At 62.3% G+C, this 11,874-nt stretch carries 9 protein-coding genes and 1 tRNA gene; 5 read left to right on the top strand and 5 right to left on the bottom strand.

Annotated features, from left to right (window positions below; all coding sequences use genetic code 11):
* The 5 genes from DWW12_RS10000 to pknB all read left to right on the top strand — a co-directional run.
* Positions 1 to 601 (top strand): FHA domain-containing protein (locus DWW12_RS10000; RefSeq protein ID WP_233544224.1); only part of this gene is annotated, 601 nt, incomplete at its 5' end.
* A 6-nt stretch (positions 602 to 607) separates the two neighbouring features.
* Positions 608 to 1,024, top strand: a complete 417-nt coding sequence (locus DWW12_RS04035; RefSeq protein ID WP_006235180.1) for an FHA domain-containing protein — start codon at positions 608 to 610, stop codon at positions 1,022 to 1,024.
* Positions 1,021 to 2,820, top strand: a complete 1,800-nt coding sequence (locus tag DWW12_RS04030) for a Stp1/IreP family PP2C-type Ser/Thr phosphatase (RefSeq protein WP_117855104.1) — start codon at positions 1,021 to 1,023, stop codon at positions 2,818 to 2,820. Before DWW12_RS04035 ends, DWW12_RS04030 begins: the two co-directional genes overlap by 4 nt.
* A gap of 16 nt (positions 2,821 to 2,836) precedes the next feature.
* Positions 2,837 to 5,707 carry an FtsW/RodA/SpoVE family cell cycle protein gene (locus tag DWW12_RS04025; RefSeq protein WP_117855102.1) on the top strand — a complete coding sequence of 957 codons (2,871 nt, stop codon included), beginning with the start codon at positions 2,837 to 2,839 and terminating at the stop codon, positions 5,705 to 5,707.
* A 132-nt stretch (positions 5,708 to 5,839) separates the two neighbouring features.
* Complete coding sequence (pknB, locus tag DWW12_RS04020) at positions 5,840 to 7,795, top strand: Stk1 family PASTA domain-containing Ser/Thr kinase (RefSeq protein ID WP_117855100.1); 1,956 nt, start codon at positions 5,840 to 5,842, stop codon at positions 7,793 to 7,795.
* Positions 7,796 to 8,073: 278 nt separating this feature from the next.
* On the opposite strand, the gene DWW12_RS04015 is transcribed toward pknB, so the two are convergent.
* The 5 genes from DWW12_RS04015 to DWW12_RS03995 all read right to left on the bottom strand — a co-directional run bounded on the left by DWW12_RS04015 (position 8,074) and on the right by DWW12_RS03995 (position 11,737).
* Positions 8,074 to 8,149, bottom strand: a tRNA-Arg gene (locus DWW12_RS04015).
* Between the two features lie 305 nt (positions 8,150 to 8,454).
* The gene (locus tag DWW12_RS04010; protein ID WP_117855098.1) at positions 8,455 to 8,853 is read right to left on the bottom strand and encodes a DUF956 family protein; all 399 of its coding nucleotides are present in this window, start codon (positions 8,851 to 8,853) and stop codon (positions 8,455 to 8,457) included.
* A gap of 120 nt (positions 8,854 to 8,973) precedes the next feature.
* Positions 8,974 to 9,894: a PTS system mannose/fructose/sorbose family transporter subunit IID gene (locus DWW12_RS04005; RefSeq protein WP_117564942.1), complete on the bottom strand. Its 921-nt coding sequence runs from the start codon at positions 9,892 to 9,894 to the stop codon at positions 8,974 to 8,976.
* 16 nt (positions 9,895 to 9,910) lie between these two features.
* On the bottom strand, positions 9,911 to 10,729 hold the full coding sequence (locus DWW12_RS04000; protein ID WP_089573274.1) for a PTS mannose/fructose/sorbose transporter subunit IIC: 819 nt from the start codon (positions 10,727 to 10,729) through the stop codon (positions 9,911 to 9,913).
* An 18-nt stretch (positions 10,730 to 10,747) separates the two neighbouring features.
* Positions 10,748 to 11,737, bottom strand: a complete 990-nt coding sequence (locus tag DWW12_RS03995) for a PTS sugar transporter subunit IIB (protein ID WP_089573275.1) — start codon at positions 11,735 to 11,737, stop codon at positions 10,748 to 10,750.
* Between the last annotated feature and the right edge of the window lie 137 nt (positions 11,738 to 11,874).

Here is an 11,874-nt window from a genome sequence, read left to right as displayed (position 1 = left end):
CCCCCCCGCGAAAAGCCGCGCCGCCAGCGCCCCGCGCGCCGGCCAGCAGCAGTTTGCCGCCCCGCAGCAGCAGCGCCCCGCCGCCATGCCCCAGCAGCAGCCGACGCCTCGCGCCGCCGCTCCCGACCCGCTTGCCGTGGCAGACCCCTTCGCGCCTAGCGTCCCCGACCCCGCCGCCGCACCCATCCCGGTGCCGCAGACCGTCTCGCGCGACGCGCTTGCCGGCATGGGCGGAGCCGCCGCGACCGGTGCCGCCGTGGGCCTAGGCGCCGCAGCCGGCATCGCTTCCAACATGGCGAGCACTCGCGCCCCGCAGCGCCCGCTCGCCCAGCTCGTCGACGTCGTGAGCGGCGAGAGCCATAGCATCACCTCCGCACAGGTGACCATCGGTCGCGAGCGCTCAGTTTCCGACATTGCCCTGCGCGACCCCAACGTGTCGCGCCGCCACGCCCAGCTCACCTTTACGGGCTCGGATTGGTCGATCGAGGACCTCAATTCCACCAACGGCACACTCGTCAACAACCGCCGCATTACGCGCTGCCCGCTGCGCAACGGCGATCTGCTGACGTTTGGCCTGAGCACCTTTGAATTTAGGGGATAGTCGCTTATGAACATCGATATCGTCCTTTTTGCAGGCCGCATCGTCCTGGTCGCCCTGCTCTATATCTTCCTGTTCGCCGTCATGAAGACCGGCGTGGGACTTGTGCGCGGACAGCGCCGCGACTCGGCTATCTGGACGATCGATGTGGACAAGGGCCCGCGCGGCATCCGTGGCATCCACGTAGACATGCTCGGCCCCGTCATCGTCGGTCGCTCGCCATCTTCGGACATCTGCATCAACGAACCGTTCGTCTCGGCCTCGCATGCGCGCTTTTCGCTGCAGGGCCCGGCGCTCATCATCGAGGACCTCAACTCGCTTAACGGCACGCTCGTCAACGGCCGCCAGCTTGTGGAGCCCGCAACGCTGCGCGAGGGCGACGAAGTCCAGATTGGCGACGTGGTCATGAAGGTGAACCGTCGATGATCGACGAGGAGAACAAGTCCGCAACTATGACCGAGGCACCGGCTGCCGCCACAGCTGCGCCGGCCCACGCCGCTCCGGCGGGCTCCGCACCCGTGGAACCCGAGGACACCGTGTTCTCCCTGCCTCTTTCGCATGTAACGCATGATATTTCGGATCTCGCCGATAACGAGGACGAAGAGAATGCCGTAGCGGCGCCCATCGGCGCACATGCTGCGGAACAGCCCACAGCGTCCGAAGCAACCCCGGCGCCGGCTCACTTTGCAGAGCCCGTAGCCGCGGCAATCAACGAGAGCGCTGCGGTGTTTGCGGCACCCGAGCCCGCCGCGCCGGCGTTTCCCATAGCCCCGGCATCCGAGGTTGCGCCCGCGTCTACGCCGGCGCCCGAGCCTATAGACGTCAGCCCGCAAGACGACGAGTCGACCGCCCGCGCGCCCGAGGAGCCCGGCTCCCCGGACACCGGCGATTCCGAATCAAACGCCGAGACCGACACCGTCTCTCCCGGTGACACAGCCGAGATCGACGTTGCCGCCGTTGAGACCAAGCTCAAAGACCCCGGCTCGACCATGAGCTTTGAGCCCCTGACCGAGGAGCGCATCGAGACCGACTCGACCTATGATGCCGGCACCACCACGCAACTCATGTGGGGCGCCCGCTCTGACGTTGGCTGCGTACGCCCGCACAATGAGGATTCCTACCTGGTGCAGTCGCCGCTCTTTTGCGTATGCGACGGCATGGGCGGTCACGCCGCCGGCGAGGTGGCCTCTTCTATCGCTGTCGAGACCATCGCCAAGACAGCTCCTCAGTCTGCCGACGCAGCACGCCTGGCCGCAGCCGTCGAGGCAGCCAACGCCGCCGTAATCGAGGCGGCCCTGAACGGCCTGGGCAAGCCCGGCATGGGCTGCACAGCCACTTGCGCCTATATCGAAAACGACACGCTCGCCATCGCCCACGTGGGTGACTCTCGCGCCTACCTGCTCCACGAGGGCACGCTCATCCGCGTGACCCGCGACCACTCCTACGTGGAGGAGCTCGTGGACGCCGGTGAGATTACGGCAGACGAGGCTCGCGTCCACCCAAACCGCTCGGTCATCACCCGTGCGCTGGGCTCGGACCCCGCCATGTATGCCGACCACTTCACTCTGCATATCGAGGAAGGCGACCGCCTGATCCTGTGCTCCGACGGCCTTTCGAGCATGATTCCCGATAGCGATATCGAGAACATCGCCACGCAGTCCTCAACCGCGCAAATCTGCGTCGACAACCTAGTGGACGCGGCGCTTGCCGCCGGCGGCCACGACAACGTGACCGTAGTAGTCGTTGACCTGGTTGACGATGGCGTTATGCGCGAGGCGCAACGCGTGCGTCGCCGCAACGTCACCATCGGCGTCGTCTTAGGTCTCGTCTTGGTGCTGGCGGCTGCCATCTGGGCCTACACGGGTGTCACCGGCTCGTACTACCTGGGTACCTACCAGGGCAATGTCGCCGTCTGGCGCGGCCTGCCCGGCAAGCCGCTCGGACTCAAGCTCCACTGGCTCGAAAGCGAAACCAGTATCAAGCTGTCCGACCTGCCCGAAGACACGCAAAACCGCCTCAAGGCGGGCATTCCGCAAACAAGTGTCGACGATGCGCAGGACACGATATCCAAGTACCGCCACCAGATCGACGAGGAGCAGACCCGCCAGGTGATCGACGCGCAAACGATTCGCGACAACACCGACCAGGGATCGACCTCCGAATCAGATTCCGAGAAAACCGCCGAACAGTCCGCCGAGGCCGAAGCCTCCGAAAAGAACTAGAAAGGGAGTGCCGCTTATGAGTCGCCGCAACACCGAGCTGCTCTTGCTCATCGCCTCGGCGTTCCCCGTCATCCTGCTGTATGCGATGTACGTCCTCACCGCGGGCGCTGCCATCTCCTTTGAGACGCTCGCCGTACCGATCGGCCTCTTTGCCGCCTTTGCCGCGGCCCACATTGCCGTGCGCATCTTGGCGCCCGGTGCCGACCCCGCCATCCTGCCCATTGTCTTTGTGCTTTCGGGCATCGGCATCACGTTCGTGACGCGTCTCGCCCCCGCTCTCGCCATCTCACAGCTCATCATCCTGTTTGTCTCGGTGGCCCTGATGGTGGGAACGCTCGCGTTGGTTAAGAACCTCGACGTAGTCATGCGCTACAAGTACACCTTTGGCATTATCGGCATCATTCTGTTGATGCTGCCTATCTTTATCGGCACCACGATCTCGGGCTCCAAGCTGTGGATTCGCATCGCGGGCTTTACCATCCAGCCCGGCGAGTTCGCCAAGGTCTTTATCGTGCTGTTCCTGGCCGGGTACCTGGCCGAGAACCGCGAGCTGCTCTCCATCTCCAACCGCAAGATCCTGGGCTTTAAGATCCCTCGCCTGCGACTGCTGCTGCCGCTGTTTGCCGTGTGGGGTGTGTGCCTGCTCGTCGTCGTCTTCGAACGCGATCTGGGTTCGGCCGTGCTGTTCTACACCATCTTCTTGCTGATGCTCTACGTTGCCACGGGACGATTCTCGTATGTCGTTATCGGCCTTGCGCTCTTAGCCGTTGGAGCCGTGGGCGCCTACAAGTTCCTGTCTCACGTTCAGGTGCGTTTCCAGGTTTGGGTCGATCCGTTTAAGGACGCCCAGGGCCAGGGTTACCAGATCGTCCAGTCGCTCTTCTCGCTTGCCGATGGCGGTCTGGTCGGTGTTGGTATCGGCAACGGCATGGCCAACAACATCCCTGTCGTCGAGTCCGACTTTATCTTCTCGGCCATCGGCGAGGAGATGGGCCTTTTGGGCGGCGGCGCCGTGCTCATCCTGTTTATGCTCTTTGCCGTGCGTGGCCTCACCACGGCTGCCCGCGCTAAATCCGACCTCGCCGCCTTTAGCGCCACGGGCCTTACGGCCGCCATCAGCTTCCAGGCCTTTTTAATCGTGGGCGGCGTTACCCGCCTGATCCCGCTGACCGGCGTCACCCTACCCTTTATGAGCCAGGGCGGTTCCTCGCTGCTGGCAAGCTTTATCATCGTCGCGCTCCTGCTGCGCGCCGGTGACGAAGCGACCGGACGCGAGGCCGAGCTTACCGGCACCGGCACCATGGCTGCCATCACCGATGATCAGGTCGCATCTGCCGCCGCCCCGACGGGCACACGCTTTGCCACCTCGTCTTCCTACGGCAGCGGCAGCCATTCCGTCGGCTCGCGCATGCGCCGTCGCCTGCTCGACACGCCTGAATCCGGTGTGCTCGGCCGCGTTGCGCTCGCCAACCGTCTAACCCGTGCGGTGCTCGCCTTTACGGCGCTGTTCGCCATCCTTATCGGCAACCTCACCTATGTCCAGGTCATCAAGGCCAAGGACTATCAGGATATGCCGACCAACAACCACACTATCGCCCGCTCCAAGTACATCCAGCGCGGTTCCATCATCACGTCCGACGGCGTGACGCTGGCCGAGTCGCTGCAGCAGGAGGACGGCACCTACGTACGCTCCTACCCCAACGGCAACCTGGCAGCGCACGTGGTTGGCTACGTGAGCCAGCAGTATGGCACCACCGCCATCGAGAGTGTCATGAACGACACGCTCACCGGTTCTAAGGACTACTCCAGCTGGAACAACGCCATCGCGTCGCTCGCGGGCCAGACCCAGCCGGGCAACACCGCCAAGCTCACCATCGACTCGCGCATCCAGACGGCGGCCGAGCAGGCACTCAAGGGCTTTAAGGGCGCTGTAGTGGTCATCGACCCGCGTACCGGCGCGGTGCTCGCATGTGCCAGCTCGCCCACCTACGACAACACCAACATCGACGCCCTACTGCAGACGGGCGGCGGCGAGGACGGCTCTATGTACAATCGCGCCATGGACGCGCTGTACACGCCGGGCTCCACGTTTAAGGTCGTTACGCTTTCCGCGGCACTCGAGACCGGCACCGCCAGCCTTACCAGCACCTACCAGGCGCCCGGCTCCATGGACATCGGCAACGCGCCGGTCACCAACTATGCCAACGAGAGCTACGGCACCATCAGCCTGCAGCAGGCCTTTGCCGTGTCCTCCAACGTCGTCTTTGGCCAGGTGGCAAACGAAGTTGGCGCAAACACGCTCGTGCAGTTTGCCAACGCCTTTGGCTACGGCCAAAAGCTCGGCCAGGACCTGACCTCCACAGCCTCCATCATGGCCGACCCGTCGCTCATGACCGAGTGGGAGACCGCCTGGGCCGGCGCCGGCCAGCCTGTCGGCATGGACCACACGCCCGGCCCGCAGACCACCGTCATGCAAAACGCCGTGATTGCCGCCGCCATCGCTAACAGTGGCGTGGTCATGGACCCGTACTTTGTAGCCCAGGTACTCGCCCCGGACGGAACTGTGGTCAAGACCACGCAGTCCCGCTCGCTGGGTCAGGCCGTCAGCTCCGCCACGGCCGACCAGGTCAAGCAGGCCATGCTCGCCGTCGTCCAGTCCGGTACCGGCACCGATGCCCAGGTCCCCGGCGTCAAGGTCGCCGGCAAGACCGGCTCGGCCGAGATCGGCGGCACCAACGTCAACTCGATGTTCGTTGGCTTTGCACCTTACGATTCACCCACGGTCGCCATCTCGGTGGCCTTGGAGGATTACGACAAACACGACGTCAAGGCGGCCAAGATTGCCGGCATCGTCCTGACCGCGGCGCTCGCCGCACAGGGAGCGTGATGCCCATGATCGAATCGGACACCCGAGGCGCGCCGCGGCCGAAGAGTTAGCGGCAACGCGCCACACGGCCCCAGCGGCCACATCGTAGGTACTACACACATCGTTGAGCGAATAGTTATGTTAGGAGCAGGAATGGAACAGAGGGTCCTCGGGGGAAGATACCTCCTCAAGGATAAGGTGGGGACAGGCGGCATGGCGACCGTCTACCGTGCACAGGACCAGGTCCTCGACCGCACGGTAGCCGTCAAGATCATGCTGCCGCAGTATGCTGGCGACGCAACCTTCGCCGCACGCTTTAAGCAGGAGGCCCAGGCAGCAGCCGGTCTCTCCTCCCCCTATATCGTGGGCGTCTACGATTGGGGCAAGGACGGCGACACCTATTACATCGTCATGGAGTACCTGCGCGGTACCGACCTTAAGAGCGGCATCAAGAGCCACGGCGCCCTCGACCCCAAGAAGGTCGCCCAGATCGGCTCGCAGATCAGCTCCGCGCTTTCGGTCGCTCACAAGCACGAGATCATCCACCGCGACATTAAGCCGCAGAACATCATGGTGCTGCCCGACGGCAACATCAAGGTGATGGACTTTGGCATCGCGCGCGCCAAGAACAGCCACCTCACGCAAGACAACAACGTGCTGGGAACCGCCCACTACGTCAGCCCCGAGCAGACCCGTGGTCAGGACCTCGGCCCCACCTCGGATATCTACTCGCTGGGCGTCGTGATGTATGAGTGCGCCACCGGCCGCGTTCCCTTTGACGGTGACGACGCTATCTCGGTCGCACTCAAGCAGGTCAACGAGCTGCCTATTCCGCCGAGCCAGATCAACTCCGGTGTCGACGCCGACCTTGAGCGCATCATCCTCAAGTGCATGGAGAAGGACCCGGCAAACCGCTTCCAGACCGCCGACGAGCTGCGTCAGGTGCTCAACAGCTACCTGTCGGGCCGTGCCGTCAACATCTCGGAGCCCACGCGCATCATCGGTGCACCCGGTGAGCTGGGCGCCACCAAGACTCGCGAGCTTTCCGATCAGACGCGCGCCATGGTACGTCCCGTCTCGGGCGTGAGCGGCCAGAATACCGCTCGTAGCTCGGTTTCGGGCTCCACCGGCTCCTACGAGGTCGAAAAGCCCAAATCCAACAAGAACAAGATCATCGCCGCCGTGGTGGCAGCCGTTGCCGTCATCGGTATCGTGGTGGCCTTTGCCACAGGACTCTTTGGCGGCGAGCAGGTCACCGTGCCCGATGTGCTGGGCAAGGACCAGCAGACTGCCGTCGAGCAGATCAAGGAAGCCGGCCTCGAGGTCGGCACCATCGACCAAAGCTACAACGACGATATCGACGAGGGCAAGGTCGCCGAGCAGACGCCCAACGGCAAAACCAAGAAGTCCAAGGGCACCAAGGTGAACCTGGTAATCTCCAAGGGCCCCAAGCCCTCCGAGAAGGTTGAGGTTCCCCGGCTTGTCGGCCTGACCAAGGACCAGGCAGAAGCCGCGCTGGCAAGCGTTGGCCTGAAGGGCAACGCCTCCGAGGAGGCCAACGAGGCCGATGAGGGCCAGGTCTTTGAGCAGGGCACCGAACCCGGTAAGGAAGTCGAGAAGGGCACGACCATCTCGTACAAGGTCTCCAGCGGTCCTGACACCACCTCCGTCCCCGATCTGACCGACATGACCGAGGCCCAGGCGCGCAACGCCCTCGATATGGCAGGCTTTGGCGTCGACGTGAGCTACCAGGAGAACGATTCGGTTACCGAGGGCACCGTGATTAGCTGGAACCCCAGCGGCAAGCAGAAGCCTGGCGCCACGATTACCGTCGTCATTGCCAAGAAGTCCGGCAAGGCCAGCGTTCCGGGCAACCTGTACGGCAAGAGCATCTCCGCGGCCGTCACCGCGCTCAACAACGCCGGGTTCTACAACATCGCATTCTGCGATCAAAACGGCAACCCCGTGAGCGGCAATGAAAACGCCACCGTTACGGGCGTCTCCCCCACCGGCAAACAGTCTACCGACAGCACGATTACGCTGACGGTCGCACTTTCTGGCTCGGGTTCGGGCTCGGGCACGGGCGACGATTCCGGTACGGCCAACTAGTCGCCACCCCACCGCCCATTACGGCTCTCGCCGCAAACATATTCACTCACAGGCGCCCGCTTGCTCCCCCAGCAAGCGGGCGCTTCGTTTTTGACATTGCATGAACCAGAAGAGCCCGGCACCGTGGCGGTGTACCGGGCTCGATCAATCTCTGGTGCCCCCGGGCGAATTCAACCCCTCCCCGCGGGGAAATGAGTGACGCGGGCGCCGACGGCTCGAACCCTGCCCTTAGACCAGAAGAGCCCGGCACCGTAGCGGTACCGAGCTCGACAAATCTCTGGTGCCCCCGGGCGGATTCGAACCGTCGACACCCGCTTTAGGAGAGCGGTGCTCTATCCCCTGAGCTACGGAGGCATGTTGTACTAGTGTAGCAGATTTACGCCGCTGTAATGCAGCGTATACCCACTCTTCGAAGTTGCGGTGGAACAGCCCTCCGGAAAGTGCGTCCCACTATCCAGGCAAATTCTGGGTCAGACTTTCCCCATGAGACCTCGCTGGGAAACTGTGACCCAGAATTTCGGCTCGAAACGGGACACGGTTTCCCAAACGACCCCGTTCCGGAAACTACATCCCGGAATCGACGCTCGAACTGGGATGCACTTTCCCGATCGAGCCACATGGGAGACTGCGCCCCACTTTGAGGGGGCGCTCTTTAATGACTACTTGCCTTTGTGGAAAAGGTTTTTGATAACGGAGGGGATGCTCTTGGCGCCCTTGGCCGTCACATCGATAAAGTCGGGCGAACGAACGAGCCTGTCCTCGTCAATGTACTTACGCACCGCGCGAAGCGTTTCCTTGTCATTGCGCGTCGAAAACGTAAAGTGGCCATTCTCTTTGGTAAAGATGGCAAAACGCGTAATCTTCTTGGTGCCGCGCAAAACCTCGGCGGCAATATAGTCGACCTCGTCCCACGGGATTTGGATATAATCCTCGGGATTACGCTCGTTATAGTACTCAAACGCCTTATTGCCCACCATCACGTTACCGTGACTGGTAAGCCCCATCAGGCAGGTTGCCGGCGTTGCCAGATCGACCGTGCTGTTCTGAGATTGCGCCATACGCGCCTCGCCCTCCAATAAAAACAATCGGACCGCATCCAGTGTACCCACCGGGTGCGGTCCGTTTCAATGGCTCAAAAGCCCTTGCCTAGCAACTCTCGGTCTTAAGCCGAAGCGTGCTTACATGAAGCCGCAGACGCGACCGATGATGCCGACGGCGAAGAGAGCCAGGATGATGACGATCGGGCTGACCTTCTTCTTGAGGAGCTTGCAGACCAGAAGGGTCAGGCACACGGCGGCAAGGCCGGGGATGAGCTGATCGAGGTTGGCCTGAAGCGTGGTGACCTTCACCGGGTCGAGTGCGTTGGCACCGACAGAGCTGTACATCGTCAATGCCTGCTTGATGCCCTCAGAACCGGCGGGCAGGTTGGCCCAGTCGATATAGGCGCCAGCGGACTGCGTGACCTTGGAGACGACCGGGGTGAAGGAGATGGACACCCAGCGCTCGACCAGGGCGCCGATGATGAACATACCCAGGATGGAAGCACCCTCGGTGACCTTGCCCATCAGACCGCCGGAGAGGTCCTTGGCGATGGAGGAGCCGACCTTGTAGCCAAACTCCTGCGTGTACCACAGGAAGGCGTAACGGATGATGTTCCACGCGAAGAAGAACAGCAGCGGACCGGCGATGCTGCCGGACAGGGCCAGGGAAGCGCCCAGTGCGCCCAGAATCGGGCGAAGGGTGAACCAGAAGGCGGGGTCGCCGACGCCGGCGAGCGGGCCCATCATACCGACCTTAACGCCCTGAATGGCGACGTCGTCAATCGGAGCACCGTTGGCGCGCTCCTCCTCGAGAGCGAGGGTAACGCCAATGACGGGGGCGGAAACATAAGGGTGGGTGTTATAGAACTCCAGGTGGCGCTTAAGAGCGGCAATCTGGTCATCCTTGCTGGTGTAGAGCTTCTTGATCGCAGGGATCATTGCGAAGCACCAGCCGCCGTTCTGCATACGCTCGTAGTTCCACGAGCCCTGAAGGAACTGATGACGGAAGCAAACCTTCTTACGGTCAGCCTTGGTGAGCTGAATCTTGTTCTCTGCCATATGTATCACTCCCCTCCTACTCGTAATCGTTCAGAATGTCGCCGAGCGGATCGCCGGAGCCACCGCCCATGCCGCCACCCTGCTTGGCCAGATCCTTAAGGCCAAGGTAGATGAGGGCAAGGGAGATGCCGATGAGGCCAAGGGCGATCAGCGTGAGCTGAGGGATGGCAGCAAGGACAAAGCCGAGGATGAAGAACGGCCAGGTCTCCTTGGTGGCCATCATGTTGATGACCATGGCGTAACCGACGGAAGCGACCATGCCGCCGCCGACGGCCATGCCGCCGGACAGCCAATCGGGCATAGCGTTAAGCGCGTTGGTAACGGCCTCGGCCGGGATGATGCACAGAAGTACTGCCGGGATGGCGATACGAACACCCTGCATGAGGATGCCGGCGTACTGCCAACGCTCGATGCCGGCGAAGTCGCCCTTCTCGGCGCAGGCGTCCATGCCGTGAACCATAGCGGTAGCCAGGGTACGGCAGATCATGGTCAGGAACAGACCAGCGACCGACAGCGGGACGGCGACGGCGATGGCGGCGGTAACGGCCTTGGCCGAATCGGTGGCGCCACCGTTGAGGGCGAGCACCATGATGATCGAAGAAGCGACCGAGGCCAGAGCGGCGTCAGGCGCGACGGCGGCGCCGACGTTAGCCCAGCCAAGGGCCATCATCTGGAGCGAACCGCCCAGGAGGATGCCCTCCTGAAGGTGACCGGTTACGAGACCGATAAGCGTGCATGCCACGAGCGGCTGATGGAACTGGAACTCATCCAGAATGCCTTCCATACCGGCAAGCAACGCGACAATCGCAACAAGCAGAATAGTGATTGCAGACATGTATCGGACCCTCCTTTACTATGCTTGAGCGGCCAGTTCGGCCTTAGCTTTCTTCAACATGGCGTCGAGATCCTCGGAGGAATCCGAAGGAACCTTGCGGACCTCGAACTTGACGCCCTTGGCCTTGAGAGCCTCGATGGTCTTGACATCGTCATCGCCCATGGCGACAGCGTTGGTGACGACGACCTTGCCCTTGGAGTGGGCCATGGAACCGATGTTGGCTTCCTTGATGTCGACGCCGGCCTCGATGGCCCTGAGCAGATCCTGCGGGTTCTCGAACAGCAGCATCGCCTTGGTGTCGCCAAAGCGCGTGTCCTTGACGACCTCGGCCATCTTCTTGATAGGCACGACGTTGGCGTGGACTCCCGGAGGGGCAGCCTGCTCGATCATGGTCTTGCGGAGCTCGTCGTGAGCAACGCCGTCGGAGACCACGATGATGCGGTTGGGGTTGATCTGCTTGGTCCACGTGGTGGCCACCTGACCATGCAGCAGACGCGTGTCGATACGGACGTGGGCGATCTTGATGTGCCCGTCGCCGATCACCGTTCCCGGAGGAATGGCACCCGCAGGAGCAGCGGCGGCCGCAGCCGGCTTCTTCTCCTCGGGCTCCAGAGACTCGGGCTTGACGCGCACGCCGGCCTTAGCCTCAGTCACGAGATGTTTTGCGATCGCATGTGCAGTGTTCTTTGCGTCAAAGCGCTGCGAATATGCCTCGATGAGCATAGGCAGGTTGACACCGGTGACGATAGCCCAGGAATCGTGGCCCTCGATGAGCCCGCTGATCTGATTGAACGGCGTGCCGCCCCACAGATCAACGAGGAAGAGCACCTGCTCCTGGTCCTCGAAGGAAGCGATTGCCTCCTCGACCTTGGCACGGAAGTCGTCGGGGCCCATGCTCGGCTCGAGCGAGACCACGGCAACAGACGGCTGATCGCCAAAGACCATCGAGCCCGTCTGCTTGATTCCAGCCGCCAAGTCACCATGGCTAGCAAGAACAATACTTACCATCACATAACCTCCTTTTTGTCTACGTAATTCCTACACGACAGTTATGGAGTATAGCTGCAAATACAGCAGAATTGTTTGAAAAACTGCAAAACCTTGATTGGCAACTTCATCCGAACACCTCCCATATTCATCCGTAC

The organism is Collinsella sp. AF14-35, from assembly GCF_003464565.1.
Taxonomy (GTDB): domain Bacteria; phylum Actinomycetota; class Coriobacteriia; order Coriobacteriales; family Coriobacteriaceae; genus Collinsella.
This window is presented reverse-complemented; position numbering and strand designations above follow the sequence as displayed.

Coding starts and splice junctions, on each gene's coding strand:
- DWW12_RS04035 (WP_006235180.1), top strand. CDS start 608: ATGAACATCGATATCGTCCTTTTTGCAGGCCGCATCGTCCTGGTCGCC.
- DWW12_RS04030 (WP_117855104.1), top strand. CDS start 1,021: ATGATCGACGAGGAGAACAAGTCCGCAACTATGACCGAGGCACCGGCT.
- DWW12_RS04025 (WP_117855102.1), top strand. CDS start 2,837: ATGAGTCGCCGCAACACCGAGCTGCTCTTGCTCATCGCCTCGGCGTTC.
- pknB (WP_117855100.1), top strand. CDS start 5,840: ATGGAACAGAGGGTCCTCGGGGGAAGATACCTCCTCAAGGATAAGGTG.
- DWW12_RS04010 (WP_117855098.1), bottom strand. CDS start 8,853: ATGGCGCAATCTCAGAACAGCACGGTCGATCTGGCAACGCCGGCAACC.
- DWW12_RS04005 (WP_117564942.1), bottom strand. CDS start 9,894: ATGGCAGAGAACAAGATTCAGCTCACCAAGGCTGACCGTAAGAAGGTT.
- DWW12_RS04000 (WP_089573274.1), bottom strand. CDS start 10,729: ATGTCTGCAATCACTATTCTGCTTGTTGCGATTGTCGCGTTGCTTGCC.
- DWW12_RS03995 (WP_089573275.1), bottom strand. CDS start 11,737: ATGGTAAGTATTGTTCTTGCTAGCCATGGTGACTTGGCGGCTGGAATC.